The organism is Kitasatospora sp. NPDC001603 (genome assembly GCF_040298365.1).
Lineage (GTDB): Bacteria > Actinomycetota > Actinomycetes > Streptomycetales > Streptomycetaceae > Kitasatospora.
In genome coordinates this window covers 67,016-83,654 of sequence record NZ_JBEPAA010000038.1, presented here as the reverse complement: position 1 = coordinate 83,654, position 16,639 = coordinate 67,016, and the positions used below count along the sequence as shown (strand labels likewise).

Below are 16,639 nucleotides of genomic sequence, written 5' to 3'. Positions count from 1 at the left end.
CGCGTCGCCGGAACGCCCTGCGTACCGGTCGGGCGCCCGGCGCGCGGGGGCGCCGGCGGGGGGGCCACCCGGGCCCGCCCGCGCCCCCCCCCGGGGGCCCCGGGGGCCGCCCGGTCCGGCGGGGTCGCGGTGGCCGCCGTGGCGAGCAGCGGCGGGTCCCAGGGCGACTACGGCGCGACGTCGCTGTCCGCCTCGGGTGCCTGGTCCGCGTCCGCCTCGGGCGCGTTCACGTACCGGTACCCGATCACCGCGCCCCCGTCCCTGGGTGGCGCGGCGCCGACCGTCGGACTCGCCTACGACTCGCAGTCGGTGGACGGCGAGACCTCCGCGCGCAACTCGCAGTCGTCCTGGGTCGGTGACGGCTGGTCCTACAGCCCCGGCTTCATCGAGCGCTCGTACAAGACCTGCAAGGACCAGGGGATCGAGGACTCGGGCGACTCCTGCTGGGCCGGCTGGAACGCCACGATCTCGCTCGGCACCCACAACGGCCAGCTGCTGCGGGACTCGGACGGGACGTACCACCTCCAGACCGACGACGGCACCAGGATCGAGCGGCTGACCGGAGCCACCAACGGCCTCTGGCAGGGCGAGTACTTCAAGGTCACCACGACCGACGGCACCGCCTACTACCTCGGCCTCAACCACGCTCCCGGCGGCAGCACGGACGACGCCACCGGCAGCGCCTGGGGCATCCCGGTCTACCACCCCAAGTCGGACGATCCCTGCCACAGTTCGGACAAGGGCGACGACTCGCAGTGCGACAAGCCGGTCGGCTACCGGTTCAACCTGGACTTCGTGGTCGACCCGCACGGCAACGTGCAGCGCTACGACTGGTCGACCGAGTCGAACTACTACAACATGGGCTTCGGCCAGATCCCGGACGAGGACAAGGACGACAAGGGCGGCACCCTCACCCAGTACACCCGGGGCGGCCACCTCACCCAGATCTCCTACGGCTACCAGCTGGCGGACGCCCAGGCGGGCCGCGAGCCGGCCGCCAAGGTGGTCTTCCGCACGGCGCAGCGCTGCACCACCTCGGACAGCGTCTGCAAGGACGGCAACCTCTCCTCGGACACCGCCGCCAACTGGCCGGACACCCCGTACGACCTGAACTGCCCCTCCGACTGGAAGACCAAGATCGGGGAGGAGGGCGACACCGACGGCGTCTGCCTGCAGAGCGGCCCCACCTTCTGGCAGACGTACCGGCTGAAGGGCATCGACACCAAGGTCCGGACCTCCTCGGGATGGCAGGACGTCGACAGCTACGAGCTGAAGCAGGTCTTCTCGGACGCCGGCGGCACCTACGACCCGGTCACCGGCAAGACCCAGGACCCGAAGTCCAGCGGCTCGCTGCAGTCGGTGATGTGGCTCTCGGAGATCGTCCACACGGGCAAGGACACCTCCGCCGGGGGTGACGCCCCGATCTCCCTCGACCCGGTCACGTTCGTCGGCATCGAGACGGACAACCGGGTCGACGGCCTCACCCCGGCCGCCCCGCCGCTGTTCCACCCGCGGATCTCCAGCGTGCAGACCGAGACCGGCGAGTCCGTCGCGGTCACCTACCGGGCGCCGGAGTGCTCGCGCGAGAAGAACACCATGCCGGCCTCGGCCGACTCCAACACCATGGCCTGCTACCCGGTGTTCTGGAACACCCCGGGCGGTGTGGAGCCGATCGAGGACTGGTTCCACAAGACCCTGGTCTCCAAGGTCACGTCCAGCGACCGGACCAAGGCCGGCTCGCCCGCCAAGGTGACCGACTACAGCTACTCGGGCGGTGCCGCCTGGCACCGCGACGACTCCGAGCTGACCGACGACAAGCACCGGACGTGGAACGAGTTCCGCGGCTACCGGACCGTCACCACCACCACGGGCGCCGCCCCGGACCCGACCACCCAGAGCACCGTCTCCTACCTCCAGGGCATGGACGGCGACTACCGCAAGGACGGCACCCGGCGCAGCGCGAAGGTGACGAACTCGCTCGGCGAGGAGATCACCGACAGCGCCTGGCTGGCCGGCACCCCGTTCGAGAGCCAGGGCTTCACCAAGGCCGGCGGCACCGTCGTCACCAAGACGCTGACCGACGTGCCGGACTCGGTGGTCGTGGCGACCGCCGGGCGCACCGCGTGGACCTCGGAGGACCCGAAGCCGGACAAGCTCTCGACGCTGCCCGACATGACGTCGCGCCGGGTGCGCTCCAGCGGCAGCCGTTCGCTCGGCCTGCTCAGTGACGACCGCACCTGGCGGACCTCCCGGAGCGGCACCACCTTCGACGACCTCGGCCGGATCTGGAAGGCCGACGAGCAGGGCGACCTGTCCGTGCCCTCCCAGCGGACCTGTACGGTCACGACCTACGCCGACGCGCCGTCGGCCAACCCGATGATGCTGGTCTACCCGAAGGAGACGCTCAGCCTCGCCGGCTCGTGCGACACGAAGCCGGGGCAGGGCACCACGCTCAGCCACAAGCGGGTCTACTACGACGGCGACGGGACGGTCACGAACCCCGGCACGCTGGGCCGGCTCGGCCAGCGCTCCGGTTCGCTCGGCCTGGTGACCGCCACCGAGTCGGTCACCGGCTACGACAAGGCCGGCAACCCGCAGTTCCAGGTGCTCGGCGCGATGGCGTACGACCGCTACGGGCGCGTCAGCGACAGCACCGACGCGGCCGGCCGGACCACCACGACCACGTACACGCCGGCCACCGGGCTCCTGCCGACCGCGGTGTCGACCGAGAACCCGCTGAAGTGGAAGGCGACCAGCACCGTCTCGCCGGGCCGCGGCTCGATCACCCACGCGGCCGACGTCAACGGCCGGGTCACCGACTCCGCCTACGACGCCCTCGGGCGCCGGGTGAAGGTGTGGATGCCGGGCCGGAACAAGGCGACCCAGTCGCCCGACCGGACCTTCGCGTACGCGGTCCACGGCGCCGGGGACAGCCCGGACCCGTCCACCGTCACCTCCAGGACGCTGCGCGAGGACGGCACCTACAGCACCGAGGTCACCTTCTACGACGGGACGCTGCAAGCGCGGCAGACCCAGACGACCACCGCGGACAACTCGGTGGGCCGGCTGGTCTCCTCGACCTTCTACGACTCCCACGGGTGGACCGTCTCCGCCATCGCGAGCTACTACGACGCGGCCAACGCGCCGGGCACCTCGATGTGGGCGGAGACCAACAAGACCGGCCCGGCGGTGACCCGGACGTCGTACGACGGCCAGGGCCGGCCGGTCACGGTCCAGCAGGTGTCCTTCGCGAGCACGCTCTGGCAGACCGCCACGACCTACCGGGGCGTGGACCGGGTGGACGTCACGCCGCCGCCCGGCGGCAAGGCGACCACGGCGTACACCGACGCGCTCGGCCGGCGGAGCTCGACCGTGGTGCGCGACACCACGCCGGACCGCAAGCTCACCGGCGGCAGCGTGATCGCCTCCGGGACCTCGGTGGTCTCCCGCAGCGTCCGCCTGGCCATGCAGGCCGACGGCAACCTGGTGCTGACCGCGCTGGTCGACGGGAAGTCCCTGTGGTCCTCCGGGACCGCCGGCCACCCCGGCGCGTACGCGAGCGTCCTCGCCGACGGCAGTCTCGTGGTGCTGGACACCACCGGGAAGACCACGCTCTGGACCAGCGCGAGCGGCGGGCACACCGGCGGCTACCTCAAGGTGCAGGGCGACGGCCGGGCCGTCATGTACGACGGCGCCAACACCCAGCTCTGGTCGGCCGGTACGGCGGGCACCGCGGCCGCGGACATCACCACCACCTTCGGCTACACCCCCCGCGGCCAGGTCGAGACGGTCAAGGACACGGTGGGCAACACCTGGTCCTACACCTACGACGTGCAGGGCCGGGTGGTGGCCCAGACCGACCCCGACAGCGGCAGCTCCAGCAGCACCTACGACCCGCTCGGCCGGGTGCTGACCGTCAAGGACGGACGCGGCCAGGTGCTGTCGTACAGCTACGACGAACTCGGCCGCAAGACGGCGGAGTACACCGGTGACACGCCGGGCGACCCGGCGAAGGCGCTCGCCGAGTGGACGTACGACTCGCTCGGCAAGGGCATGCCGGTCTCGTCCACCCGCTACGTGGGCGGCAAGAGCGGCAGCGCCTACGTCAAGAAGGTCAACGGCTACAACGCGGTCGGCCAGCCGACCGGCACCACCACGGTGATCCCCGCGGTCGAGGGCAACCTCGCCGGGAGCTACAGCACGACGGCCTCCTACACCGAGACGGTCAGCCTGCTGGCGTCGACCACCTTCGGCACCGAGGCGGGCCTTCCCGCGGAGACGGTCGGCTACGGCTACAACCTCCAGGGCAAGCTGGTCGCGATGGGCACGCCCAGCCGGCCGTACATCGCCACCGTCGCCTACAGCCCGCAGGGCCAGGTCCTGCAGACCACCCTCGGGACACCGAGCAAGCAGCTGCGGACCGCGCAGACCTGGGACCAGGCCACCGGCCGGCTGGCCACCAACCGGGTCACGCTGCAGAGCAACACGGCCAACCCGATCTCGGCGACCACCTACGGGTACAACGCGGCGGGCAGCGTCACCGCGGTCTCCGACGTCCAGTCCAGCGGCGGCACCGACCGGGTCACCGACACCCAGTGCTTCGGCTACGACGCGCAGAACCGGCTGACCACCGCCTGGACGGACACCAAGGGCCTGGGCGCGGTCACGGCCGGGCAGCTCACCAAGTGCGCCACGGCGGCACCGTCGCCGGGCACCATCGGCGGGCCGTCCCCGTACTGGCTGGACTGGCAGTTCAACCAGCTCGGTGACCGGACCCAGCAGGTCGCCCACGATGTGAAGGGGGCGGCCACCAAGGACGTCACCCAGACCATCACCTACCCGGGCGCCGGCGTCGCTCCCGCGAAGAAGCCCAACGCGGCCAGTGCCGTCACCACCACCGGGCCGTCCGGCAGCACCACCGTCGTGCCCGACTACGACAGCGCCGGCAACACCAAGACCCGGACCGGGCCCGGCACCAGCCAGGCCTTCGAGTACAACGAGGAGGGCCGCACCAAGGCGGTCACCACCAACGGCACGGAGGCGGGCTACCTCTACGACGCCGACGGCAGCCTGCTGATCCAGCGCAACCCGGGGACCAACCTCCTCTACCTGTTCGGCGGCGCGGAGCAGCTCAGGCTCGACACCGTCAAGAAGACCGTCACCGGCCTGCGGTACTACCACAGCCCGGACGGCACGGTGATCGTCCGCTCCTCGGCCGGCACCGTCAGCTACCAGCCGACCACCCCGCACGGCACCGCCCAGCTCCAGGTCGACGGCGCGAGCCTGGCCGTCGTCCGGCGGGCGTACGACCCGTACGGGAACGCGCGCGGCGCCGCGCCCGCGGCCTGGGCCGACAACCGGGGCTACCTCGGCAAGCCCACGGACGCCACCAGCGGGCTGGACCTGCTCGGGGTGCGCGTCTACGACCCGATGATCGGACGGTTCCTCACCGTCGACCCGGTCTTCGAGTCGGGCGATCCCAACCAGATGGGCGGCTACGGGTACGCGGCCGGCAACCCCACCTCCGGCAGCGACCCCAACGGCCTCTGGTGGAGCTGGGGCGACGTCGGGAGCTTCTTCACCGGCGTCGGCGACTCGATCGTCGGCGACCCGTACCAGTGGAGCGTCAACACCCTCTCCGACTGCTGGAACTCCTTCGCCGACATCGCCAACGGCGACAACCAGGTGTTCGACGACATGTTCGGGTACTCCAACGAGTCCCCGTTCAGGCTCGGCCACACCGGGTACGTGGACGACACGCCGCTGGCGGACCTGTTCGAGGTGGACACCAGCTCCACCTCGTACTTCGCGGGCCAGGTCACCGGTGTGGTCGGCTCGTTCGCGATCGACGGCTACGGCGCGGTCAAGGCGATCAGCGGCGGCGTCAAGGCCGTCAAGGCGATCAAGGTGGCGGTGTCCGAGGGAGAGGACGTCGTCAGCGCGGTCAAGAAGCTGCTCTCCGGCGACCTGCCCACCACCACCAAGGCGGACCCGGCTCCGACCACGCCGAAGACGGAGAAGCCGAGCAGCCCGAAGTCCGGCACCGGCAAGGGCGGCGACGACCCGGGCGCTCCGGCCTCCGAGACGCCGGCCGCCGGCAAGGACGCCGGGCGCCCCAGCGGCGGCGGCTCGCCCGACAGCGGTGGCGGCGGCACCGGTACCAAGGGGCCGAAGCCCGGCAAGGCGGAGGACACCCTGGCGGGGGCGAACCCCGGCGGCTACACCGACAACTGCGGCGCCTGCGCCCAGGCCGGCGACAGCCGTCTCGCGGGCACCCACGACGGTGCCACGGCCTGGGACAGCGGCATCCTCGCCCCGGAGGAACTGGAGTACAAGTACGACTCCCTGTTCCACATGACCGAGGGGGTCGACGACATCAGCCACCAGCTGACCGTGCTCGGCTACGGCACCCGGGGCATCGTGTTCGGCTGGACCGACGGCGTCGACGTCGGCCACTACTTCAACGTGGTGAACGACGCCGGTGTGATCAAGTTCCTCGACTACCAGAGCGAGACGCACGCCGTGACCTCGCAGTGGGAGAATCTCGAAATGATGATCACATGGTGGTGAGCCAGGAGAGGAAGCGGATGGTGAGCATGGACCAGGAGTCGGCCCGGCTGGCGGCGGACGCGTACTGCCGCGAGCGGGTCCGCGGCTGGGACGAGCGCGCGTACCGGCTGCGGATCGACGAGACGGTCGCGGTCGAGGGCGCCTACGTCTTCGGCTACCTGCCGACGGTCCCCGACGCGCGCGGGCGACTGCGGGTGGGCGGGAACCTCCCGGTGATCGTGGACCGGGAGACCGGTGCGTGCCGCTTCGTCGCCGGCGTCACGGAGTACTTCGCACTCCGGGACGCGGCGAAGCCGCAGGCCTGACCCCCCCGAGGCCGGTGCCCGGGTGCGCTACGGCGCACCCGGGCACCGGCCTTTCACGACGGCCCGTGCGGATCACCCGCCGGAGGCGGCGGAGGTGACGGGGAGGCCGGTGACCTGGCCCTGGCTGGAATCTGTCGCGCAATATGACCTGTGACATTGTTCTGTCGCCCATTCGATGGCAGGATCCGTGTCGATTTCCTTCGTTCAGCCCGACCTCACGTCAGGCTGCCCCCACTCGCAGAAGGACTCGGCGTGCAACTGCGCACACGGCTCTCCACCCTCGCGGCCGGCGTCATCGCCTGCTGCGCCACGGCCACCGCCGTGCTCCCGGCCCAGGCGTTCGCGGCACCCGCCGCCGACGGACCGATCCGGATCGCGACGGCCGGCCCGGCCCCGACGGCCACCCCGGCCGCCGCGGCCGCCTCGAAGCCGGCCGGCCCCTCGGGCCCCGGCGCGACGACGGCCCGGTCCGAGGACCTCGCCGCCCCCGCCGTCCCGATATCCCCGGCACTGCTCAGCGAGACCCTCATGGGCGAGCCGGCCCCGGCCCGCCCCGATTCCGTGGCGGCGCGCTCCCGTTCGGCCGCGCTCGCGGGCGCCGCCGAGCAGAGCTGCACCCCGGCCGACTTCGCCGCCCGCTCCGGTGCCGACCTGGTCGCGTTCCTCAAGGGCTCGACCACGGACTGCGTCTCCTCGCTGTTCGGCAACGGCAGCGCCGACCCGGGCATCTTCAAGCAGGCCCGGATGCTGCCCGTCGCCGCCGCGTTCAAGGACCTGGCGGCCGGCTACACCGGCGACAACTCGACCGGCATCCTGCAACTGGTGCTCTTCCTGCGGGTGGGCTACTACATCCAGTCGTACTACCCCGACGCGACCGGCCCGTACGACGCCACGCTCACCAGCGGCGTCAAGGCCGGCCTGGACGCCTTCTTCGCCGGCGCCCGCTGGCACGACGTCACCGAGAACAACGGCGAGGTGCTCAGGGAGGTGCTGACGCTCACCGACAGCGCCAACATCCAGGGCGCCTACCTGAGTGTCTACCAGCGGGTGCTGGACGACTTCGACAACTCCTACAACGCCCTGCCGAAGATGGTCGGTGCGGTCAACTCCGTGCTGCGGTTCCCGCTCTGGCGGGGCAACACGAACCCGGCCTTCGTCAGCGCGCTCGGCGCCGACCCGCGGCTCGTCACCTCCCTCGCGAACTTCGCGGTCAACCACAAGGACCTGCTCAGCGGCCCCAACGCCGTCCTCGACACCAACGCGGGCAACGACCTGGCCCGGATGGCCGGGACGAGCGCCACCGTCGAGGCGGTGGCCAAGCCGCTGGTCAAGCGGGTGCTGGACGCCGCGCCGCTCCTCACGGCCGACGCCCCGCTGTACGTCCACACGGCCTTCCAGGCCACCGTCTACGACAACGGCCAGTGCTCGTACTACGGCATCTGCGACCTGCCCGCCAAGCTCACCGCGGTGGTCCTGCCGCACCAACTGGTCTGCGACAACCGCACCATCCAGACCCAGGCGCTGTCGGCCGCCGAGCTGGCCACCGTCTGCGCGAGCCTGCGCAACGAGGACGCGTTCTTCCACAACGTGGTCAAGGACAACGGGCCGATCCCGAACCAGTACGACAAGACCGTCACCCTCGGGGTCTTCGCCAACAAGACCGACTACACCACCTACTCGTGGGCGATCTTCGGCAACTCGACCGACAACGGCGGCCAGACGGTCATGGACCCGACCGACCCGAACAACCGGGCCGCGAACGTCATGTACCAGAAGGCGTGGAACAACGGCGACCCCGCCCGGGTGTGGAACCTCAACCACGAGTACACCCACTACCTGGACGGCATCTACGACATGAAGGGCAGCTTCGCCACCCAGACGTCCGTCCCGGACATCTGGTGGGTCGAGGGCCTCGCCGAGTACATGTCCTACAGCTACCGCGTCACCACCGACACCGACGCGATGGCCCAGGCGGCCAAGCACAGCTACAAGCTCAGCACGGTCTTCCAGAACACCTACGGCAACTCGGACTCGACCCGCGTCTACGCCTGGGGCTACCTGGCCGTCCGGTACATGCTGGAGAAGCACCCCGCCGACGTCCAGGCCATGCTGGGCCGGTTCCGGGTCGGCGACTACACCGGCGGCTACGCGGTCTACAACGGCCTCGGCACCTCCTACGACGCCGACTTCGACGCCTGGCTCACCGCCTGCGCCGCCGGGGCCTGCTACGCGGCGGGCCCGACCGCGCTGTTCGACACGTCGGTGAACGGCGCCACCGTCAGCGCGACCGAGCGGTCCGTCCAGACCGGCCCGGGCCGGATCACCGCCTGGCACTGGACCTTCGGCGACGGCACCTCCTCGGACGAGCGCAACCCGAGCCACACCTACGCGGCCGCCGGCACCTACACCGTCGCCCTGACCGCGACCGACGACACCGGCAGGACCGCCACCACCCCGGCCTCGGTCACCGTGACCGCCGCCCCGGTCACCCTGCCGAACTGCACCGAGCAGCGCGCCGACGCGATGGGCCGGAACTGCTCGCGCACCGGCCGCGCCGCGACCGCCGGCAGCACCGACTACCTGTACGTCTACCTGTCGGCCGGCACCTCCACGCTCAAGGTCACCACCTCCGGCGGCACCGGCACCGCGCACCTGTACTACAACCCGGGCACCTGGGCCTTGCCCAGCGCCTTCACCGCCTCCTCCACCGGCACCGGGACCACCCAGTCCCTCACCGTCACCAACCCGACCGCCGGCTACCGCTACCTCAGCCTGTACGCCGTCACCGACTTCAGCGGCGTCACGGTCAGCACCCAGTTCTGAGCGCTCCCGCCGTCCTGACGGACCTCGGACGGCGGGGCGGGGGCGGTCCGTGCCACACGGACCGCCCCCGCCGTCACGGCCGGTCCGTCACACGTAGATCTCGTTGGTGCAGTAGGTCTTCCAGGTCGGGGGAGCCCAGCTGAGGTACTTGGTGCCGCAGAGGTGGAAGCTGTGGACCTGCTCGAACTTCTTCGCGGTGGACTTGCCCCGGTCGACGGCCAGTTCCGGCTGCACGTGTCCGAACGAGTCGGTCACGATCACGGTGGCCTTGAAGTAGGTGCCGGGGTCGGCGGCGTACAGCCACACCCAGCCGGACGAGCAGTTGTCGACCTGGACCTGGATGTTCTCGTTCGAGTAGTACTTGGTGCAGCCGGCCGCGGCGGCGGTACCCGCCGAGGCCGGGGCGGCCGACAGGCCGGTCAGCGCGGCGACGGTGAGGCCCAGGGCGCCGGCCGTCCTGGCGAGCCCGTTCGACAGTTTCCTCATGGTGATGACTCCTCGGGTGTGCTTCGGGAGGGATGTGTGCGGAACACCTCCACTGTCCCGGTGCAGTCACCCGGGCGGCATCCGTCAGATGACTGCAGGGCGCGCACGTGCCTGACTGACGGCACCGAGGCCGGACAGCCGTGCACGGTCCTCGCCCGACACCGGCCGTGGCGCGTCGAAGAGTCGCCGTGAGTCCCTCCGGACCGCCTCCACGCAAGCCCGCGGCACCTGCTCGGCCGCGGCCGTCGGCGTGGGAGTGCGGGACGGCGCGGGCGTGGCGCCGCCGGGGCGGTCCCGGTCGCGGTGATCCGGGTCCGCGGGGACGGCCGGCGGGAAGGTGCCCGGTTCCGGGCGTTCGACGGTCCGTTTCCGAGGAGAATTCGTGATCTCGAAAACGAGGAAGTTCGTGAGTGCCGCGGCCGCCACCTTCGCCGCGGCGGCCGCGTTGACGGTGGCGGTGCCGTCCAGCGCGTACGCCATCGACCACGTCGAGTGCCGGGGAGGCGAGAACTTCCTGAAGATCTGGTCGCACCTCGACGGGCGACAGAGCGTGGACTGCTACGCGAACGGGGGCCGCACCGACTTCGGCAGCTGGTGGGTCGACCGGATCTCCACCGGGAACAACGACCTGATCTACTACGACGCCAACGGTGACTCGGTCAGGATCAACCGGTGGACCGACATCACGTTCCCGAACCGTCCGCCGAAGGTGAAGTCCATCGAGATCCTCTGACGGACCGCGGTTCGGACGCGCCGCACCGCCGACCGGCCGGCCGGCGGTGCGGCGCGTGGTGAACCTACGGGTGGGGGCTGGAGAGCCAGGGCGGCCGCCAGGCGGTGCGGCCGAGGCCCGGGGTGGGTCCCCACGTCCCGCGCGCGTACGGCACGGGCGCCGGCGGGTGGTCGACCAGGGGCTGGATCACCCGCCAGGTCTCCTCCACGACGTCCTGCCGGGTGAACAGCGAACGGTCGCCGGTCAGCGCGTCGTTGAGGAGCCGCTCGTAGGGCTCGGGCGGCCTGCCGAGTTCGGCGGCGAAGGACAGGCTGAGGTGGACGCTCCGGGCCGAGCGGCCGGATGCCTCCTTCGAGAGCATGCCCAGCCGCAGCGCCGGGTCCGGGTCGATCCGCAGGACGAGTTCGTTGGCGTCAGGATGCGCGGGCTGGTCCAGGAAGGCGAGCCGTGGCGGGCGCTTGAAGACCACCCGTACCTCGGTGGCCCTGGCGGCCAGGGCCTTGCCGGCCCTGATGGAGAAGGGCACTCCGCTCCACCGCCAGTTGTCCACCTCCAGGCCGAGTTCGACGTAGGTCTCGGTCACCGAGCCGGACTTGACGCCGGGTACGTCGAGGTAGCCCTCGTACTGGCCGCGCAGGCAGTGCGCCGGATCGACGTCCGCCGTCGCGCGGAAGACATCGACCCTCCGGTCCCACAGCGCGTCCGGGCCGGGGCCGACCGGCGCCTCCATCGCGACCAGGGCGAGCACCTGGAGGAGGTGGTTCTGGACCACGTCGCGCAGCGCGCCGACCGGGTCGTAGAACGCTCCCCGGTCCTCCACGCCGAAGTCCTCGGCCATGGTGATCTGCACGGCCGCCACGTGGTCGCGGTTCCAGACCGGTTCGAGCAGCGAGTTGGCGAACCGCAGGAACTGGATGTCCAGCACGGGCTGCTTGCCGAGGAAGTGGTCGATGCGCAGGACGCGGTCCTCGGGCAGCACCCGGTGCAGCCGTGCGTTGAGGGCCCTGGCGGAGGCCAGGTCATGGCCGAAGGGCTTCTCCAGCATCACCGTGGCGTGCGCGGTGAGGCCCGCCGCGGCCAGCGCCTCCACGACCGGGCCGAACAGCGAGGGCGGGATCTCCAGGTAGAAGAGCGGCCTGGCGGCGCCCTCCAGCAGCGCGCTCAGCGCCTGGTAGGTGGCCGGGTCGGTGAAGTCGCCCCGCAGGTAGGAGAGCCGTCGGGCCAGCCGTTCGAGCGGCCCGGACGCCACCTCCTCACCGGCTGTCCGCAGGGCCTCGCGCAGGGAGGCGACCAGGTGGTCGTGCGACCAGTCCTCCAGGGCCACGCCGATGATCGGGCAGTCCAGGAGGCCGGCCGCCTCCAGGCGGTAGAGCGATCGGAAGGTCATCTTGTGCGCGAGGTCGCCGGTGATGCCGAAGATCACCAGCGCGTCGGCGGTCACCGCCGGGCTCCCGGTCGCACGGATCCACGCCCGCCCGGCCGGTCGGGGTGGGCCGCCCGGGCGCCGGTCGCCTTACCCGGCCCGGCCCCTGACCACGCGGAACCGTCGGACGGCCCCCGCCGCTGCGGCACTCGCACCGGGGCCGTTTCCGTGAGAACACCGCCGGGGCCCCTCAGGTGCGCCCGGCCCGGCCCCGACTGACGATCGCTCATGGAGGGACGATATAACCCGACGTGTCGACTCGCTCGCACTGCGGAGCGGCGTCGCGCCTCGGGTCGCCGGTCCCGGTGCCCACCGGACGGCCCCCGGCTGCCGCGAGCCGCCCGGGCGGTGCCCACGAGGATCATCACGGGTGCCGGCGGGGCCACAGCTGGAGCAGCCAGTGCTCGGCCCGGTGGGGGAGGAGGGACGGGGTGGGGTGGAGGGCGCCGCGGTGGGCGGCGAGCGTGTAGTGGCCGGGTGGGAGCGGCAGCTCGGCGGCTGCCGGGAGGTGGGAGACACCGGAGGTGAGGGCGAGGCGGCCGCCTTCGAGGTCGACGGTGAGCCGGATGTGCTGGGGCCAGTGGCCGGGCGGGGCCGGGGGCCGGGCCGTCCAGTACTGGAGGGTGACGTGGGGGTAGTGGTCGGACAGGGCGCTGTTGAAGGTGACGGTGCCGCCCGCGGTGGTCGCGAGCCGGCCGGGGCCCGGGGTGGGCGGCCGGTCGTCGGCGTCGCCGCTGGGCGGGGCGGCGGTGTCGACGAGGTGGAAGAGGTGGTTCTCCGCGCGCACCTCGATGGCGAGTTCGGCGGCGGGTTCGCCGACGGGTGCGGCCGGGGGCCGGTCGGCGCGGGGGTCCACGGGCGGCTCAGGGGTCGATCTGGACGTGGAACGGGTCATTGGTGAAGTCGCTGCCGAGGATGCGCCGGTTCTGGTAGAAGCCGCTGAGCCGGCCGCCGGAGCCGCGGTTGTCCCAGTCGTGGATGGGCTCGACGCTGTAGTTCTTGAGGTTGTCGTCGGCGCCTTCGAGGGTCGACGCGAAGGGGTACTCGTCACAGTCCAGGCCTTCGTGGGCGTAGTCGGGGAAGTACTTCAGGCAGGCGGCGACGGCGACGACGCGGTGCGCGTCGATGGCGCTCTGGTCGGCGACGCGGTGCAGCGGGGCCGCGCCGGGGGCGCCGGGGATCTGCTTGTTCGGCGCGTCGGGGACGGTCTGGTCGGGGTGGTACTGGGCGGTGACGATGTGGTCGGCGGACTCGGGGTGGTCGGCGCGGTGGAGGTGCAGGGTCTCGGTGACCCAGGGGAAGACGCAGCCCTCACCGGAGGCGGTGCTGACGAGGTAGGAGGCGGAGTCGCAGCGGATGCCGCTGTTGGGGCCGTCGTAGGGGTTGGCCGCGCCCTCGCCGATGACCGAGACGTGCGCGGCGAGGTCGGCGTAGCTGATGAGGGCGCTGCCGATGCCGCCGGCGGAGTCCTGGCGGAAGGAGTAGTAGCGGCTGGTGATCGAGCCCTCGGCGGCCCACAGCCCGATCGGCTGGACGTAGGGGCCGCCGAAGCCGCTGTCGACGACGGAGGGGCCGAACCCGGGCCGGGCGGTGCAGGTGACGTCGACGCTGAGCGGTACCTCGGCGATGTCGCCTTCGAGCCGCCAGTTGTCGAGGACCTGGACGACGTCGACCTCGCGGCGGACGTTGTGGCCGTACTGGACGTCGGTCATCTCGGCGTCCGCGCTGCCGGTGACGGAGCAGAAGATCCACCAGCAGGTGACGTGGGTGGGGTGGAGGTGGAAGGCCTGGCAGGTGACGAACCGCGATTTGCCGTACCCCTGGTCGTGGAAGGCGGCGTCCTGCTCGCGGCACTCGTAGGCGGGCAGGTCGTCCTGGCCGGAGCGCTTGGCGGTGCGGGGGGCGTGGTTCTCGTGGGGACCGGGCTCCATGGCGCGGATGCGCCCGAGGAGCTGGTCGAGGGGCTGTCCGTGGCCGGGTTCGGTCAGGGGGACGTGGGCGGGGGCCAGCAGGACGTAGTCCCGGCGTGCGGCGGCGTCGCCGGTGCCCGCCGCGCGGGCGGGGGTGACGGCGACGGCGGTGGCCAGCGTCAGCAGCGCCGTGACGAGGGCGGTCACGGCGCCGCGTCGGCGGGGCCGGCGGTGGGTGGGGCGGTCCGAGCGCATCGTTGCCTCGATTCCTGTTCTGGGAGTCCGGGGCTCAGGAGCGGGGGTCGATGCGCCACCCGCGGGGGTCGCCGATCACCTCGGTGGAGGTGTCGGTGATGACCTGCCGGGTGTAGGAGTCGCGGAAGAGCCGGTGCTTCACGTCGAACGCGGCGAGGTCGTTCGCGCACGTGCCGCTGGGGTAGCAGTGGTCGACGCGGATCTTCAGGACGACGGTGCGGTAGTCGGGCGTCTGGTCCTGGTTCTGGAACCAGGCACGGATCCTCCAGCCGGCCAGACCGTAGCCGCGGTTCGGTGCGGCCTGGGCGACGTCGAACGTCCACTCGTTGGCGGGCGTGAAGGCGCACGCGTTGATCGAGGCGTCCACCTCCGCGGCGCGCTCCCAGTCGCCGTAGCGGTTGAGCGCTTGCAGGTGGTAGGTGGGGGAGGGGGCGCACGCGGTGGCGGCCTGGTCGGCCCGCGCGGTGGTGCCGGGCGTGAAGGCGGTCGCGGCGGCGATCGTCAGGGCGGCGGCCGCGAGGCGGAGCGCCGTGCGGGGGGTCGTGCTGTTCATCCGGGACGTGCCCTTCATCCGGCTTCTCCTCGCTTGACTGTTCGTGGACTACCCATTGAACGTGACATCCAGTCATCGCGCGGACACATGCTGTCATCCGAGTGGATCGCCTTCGCCCGCGTGCGCCCTGGTTCGCGCCGTCCCCCGGCCGGGCCGGGCCCGGGTCCCGCCGAGGGGGTGGGGCGGGGACCGGCCGTTCCGCTCGGCGCCGGGTGCGGGGGCGAGGCGGCCGGACGTGCCCGCGCCGGCCGGCCGCAGTAGCGTGGGCGGTCGGCTTCCGAACAAGGCAACGAGGAGGTAGCAGTGTCAGCCGTGAATCGTGACCTCTCCACACTCGGCGGCTCGCTCGAACGGGTGGCCCGGCCCCCGGACGGGACGGTCGCGGACCGGGCCCGCGAGGTCATCTCCGCCTACGCCCGCGACCTGGAGGACGAGCAGCTGCTCCTGGCCGTGCTCGGTCTGGAGGAACCGGCCGAGCGGACGGCCCCCTGAGGCACGGCTCTCGGCAGGGGGCGGCTCACCCCCTGGCCCCTCGCATCGCGCCGGAGGGTTCGGCTGTCCGGCTGTCCGGCTGTCGGTGCCCCCGGTGGCCGGTGGCGCTACGTAGTCGGGGGCGATGCGGCGGTCGGCACGCACAGTGGTGTCCGAACTGTTACGTCCGGGGTGTGACGCGCGGGACGGCGACGGCGCTGAGGGACATGAGACGACCGTGACCGGTCCGGTCGGACCGGTCGGCGTCCCCTCTGCGACCACCTCTGACAGCGAATGGTGACCATGCGCGCTTCCCTCACTACCCGCGCCGTTCTCACGGCGGCGGCCGCCGGCCTCCTGATCCTCCCCACCGCGCCTTCGGCCTTCGCCACCGCCGGCACCTACACCGTCCCCGTCCACCAGGACCTTCCCGTCACGGCCGCCGGCTTCGGCGAGCACGAGGCGAAGTGCGGGTCGATCGGCGCCGACCAGGACGGCTGGCACTTCGTCCTCCCGGGTAACTCGACGGACTTCGTCAAGCTCACGGTCTCCTTCGACAACGGCGCGCCGCAGGTGGTGACCGTGTTCGGGCCGCCGACGGGCAAGCACGCCTATGTCGGATCCGTCCCGGGAGCCAAGCTGACCTCGGCCAGCGCGGAGGTGACGGGCGGCGCGGTGAAGTGGTTCAACCTCTCGCACACCTGCCCGGCGGTGCGCACCACCGCGAGCCCGACGCCGTCCACGCCCGCGCCCTCCGCCTCCACCACTCCGTCGGCCTCGACCACTCCGTCGGCCTCCACCTCGCCGGGCGTCTCCACCTCGCCGGGCGCCACGACGACCGCTTCCATCTCCGCGTCGCCCACCGGCAAGGCCTCCTCCAGCCCCACCGCGACGGTCACCCCCTCGACGGGTTCGACCACCGGCGTGACCGCGGGCGAGTCGGCCTCGCCCTCGCTCTCGGCTTCGCCCTCGGAGTCGGTGGCGGCGAGTGGTTCGGACCGCCTGGCCTCGACCGGCGCGAACGTCGGCCTGACCCTGCTCGCCGCCGTCGTGCTGGTCGGGGCGGGCTCCGTCCTGGTCATGCGCCGCCGCAAGGCTGGCCGGCACTGA

Annotated in this window: 11 protein-coding genes; 6 read left to right on the top strand and 5 right to left on the bottom strand. The window is 71.9% G+C overall.

What is annotated here, in order from left to right:
• Window positions 1-138 precede the first annotated feature (138 nt).
• From ABT263_RS23395 to ABT263_RS23385, 3 genes are all read left to right on the top strand, one after another.
• Window positions 139-6,570, top strand: a complete 6,432-nt coding sequence (locus ABT263_RS23395; protein WP_352292915.1) for an RHS repeat-associated core domain-containing protein — start codon at window positions 139-141, stop codon at window positions 6,568-6,570.
• A complete protein-coding gene (locus ABT263_RS23390) occupies window positions 6,561-6,875 on the top strand; it encodes a hypothetical protein (RefSeq protein WP_352292913.1) in 315 nt (104 codons plus the stop codon). Before ABT263_RS23395 ends, ABT263_RS23390 begins: the two co-directional genes overlap by 10 nt.
• A gap of 252 nt (window positions 6,876-7,127) precedes the next feature.
• A complete protein-coding gene (locus tag ABT263_RS23385) occupies window positions 7,128-9,698 on the top strand; it encodes a collagenase (protein ID WP_352292911.1) in 2,571 nt (856 codons plus the stop codon).
• Between the two features lie 87 nt (window positions 9,699-9,785).
• Here the strand turns inward: ABT263_RS23385 and ABT263_RS23380 are convergent, their stop codons facing one another.
• Window positions 9,786-10,184, bottom strand: a complete 399-nt coding sequence (locus ABT263_RS23380; protein ID WP_352292909.1) for a hypothetical protein — start codon at window positions 10,182-10,184, stop codon at window positions 9,786-9,788.
• A gap of 382 nt (window positions 10,185-10,566) precedes the next feature.
• On the opposite strand from ABT263_RS23380, the gene ABT263_RS23375 reads away from it, so the two are divergent.
• On the top strand, window positions 10,567-10,917 hold the full coding sequence (locus ABT263_RS23375; RefSeq protein ID WP_329485190.1) for a beta/gamma crystallin domain-containing protein: 351 nt from the start codon (window positions 10,567-10,569) through the stop codon (window positions 10,915-10,917).
• A gap of 64 nt (window positions 10,918-10,981) precedes the next feature.
• Here the strand turns inward: ABT263_RS23375 and ABT263_RS23370 are convergent, their stop codons facing one another.
• From ABT263_RS23370 to ABT263_RS23355, 4 genes are all read right to left on the bottom strand, one after another.
• Window positions 10,982-12,358, bottom strand: a complete 1,377-nt coding sequence (locus ABT263_RS23370) for a glucose-6-phosphate dehydrogenase (RefSeq protein WP_352292907.1) — start codon at window positions 12,356-12,358, stop codon at window positions 10,982-10,984.
• A 346-nt stretch (window positions 12,359-12,704) separates the two neighbouring features.
• Window positions 12,705-13,196, bottom strand: coding sequence for a hypothetical protein (locus tag ABT263_RS23365; protein ID WP_352292905.1), 492 nt, complete (start codon window positions 13,194-13,196; stop codon window positions 12,705-12,707).
• Window positions 13,197-13,203: 7 nt separating this feature from the next.
• Window positions 13,204-14,505: a NucA/NucB deoxyribonuclease domain-containing protein gene (locus tag ABT263_RS23360; protein ID WP_352292903.1), complete on the bottom strand. Its 1,302-nt coding sequence runs from the start codon at window positions 14,503-14,505 to the stop codon at window positions 13,204-13,206.
• Between the two features lie 34 nt (window positions 14,506-14,539).
• The gene (locus tag ABT263_RS23355) at window positions 14,540-15,076 is read right to left on the bottom strand and encodes a hypothetical protein (protein ID WP_352292901.1); all 537 of its coding nucleotides are present in this window, start codon (window positions 15,074-15,076) and stop codon (window positions 14,540-14,542) included.
• 285 nt (window positions 15,077-15,361) lie between these two features.
• Here ABT263_RS23355 and ABT263_RS23350 point away from each other — a divergent pair, with 285 nt between their 5' ends.
• Entirely contained in the window at window positions 15,362-15,550 is a 189-nt protein-coding gene (locus ABT263_RS23350; protein ID WP_352292899.1) for a hypothetical protein, read from the top strand.
• A 282-nt stretch (window positions 15,551-15,832) separates the two neighbouring features.
• On the top strand, window positions 15,833-16,639 hold the full coding sequence (locus tag ABT263_RS23345) for an LPXTG cell wall anchor domain-containing protein (RefSeq protein ID WP_352292897.1): 807 nt from the start codon (window positions 15,833-15,835) through the stop codon (window positions 16,637-16,639).

Coding starts and splice junctions, on each gene's coding strand:
- ABT263_RS23360 (WP_352292903.1), bottom strand. CDS start 14,505: ATGCGCTCGGACCGCCCCACCCACCGCCGGCCCCGCCGACGCGGCGCC.
- ABT263_RS23355 (WP_352292901.1), bottom strand. CDS start 15,076: ATGAAGGGCACGTCCCGGATGAACAGCACGACCCCCCGCACGGCGCTC.
- ABT263_RS23345 (WP_352292897.1), top strand. CDS start 15,833: ATGCGCGCTTCCCTCACTACCCGCGCCGTTCTCACGGCGGCGGCCGCC.
- ABT263_RS23390 (WP_352292913.1), top strand. CDS start 6,561: ATGGTGGTGAGCCAGGAGAGGAAGCGGATGGTGAGCATGGACCAGGAG.
- ABT263_RS23380 (WP_352292909.1), bottom strand. CDS start 10,184: ATGAGGAAACTGTCGAACGGGCTCGCCAGGACGGCCGGCGCCCTGGGC.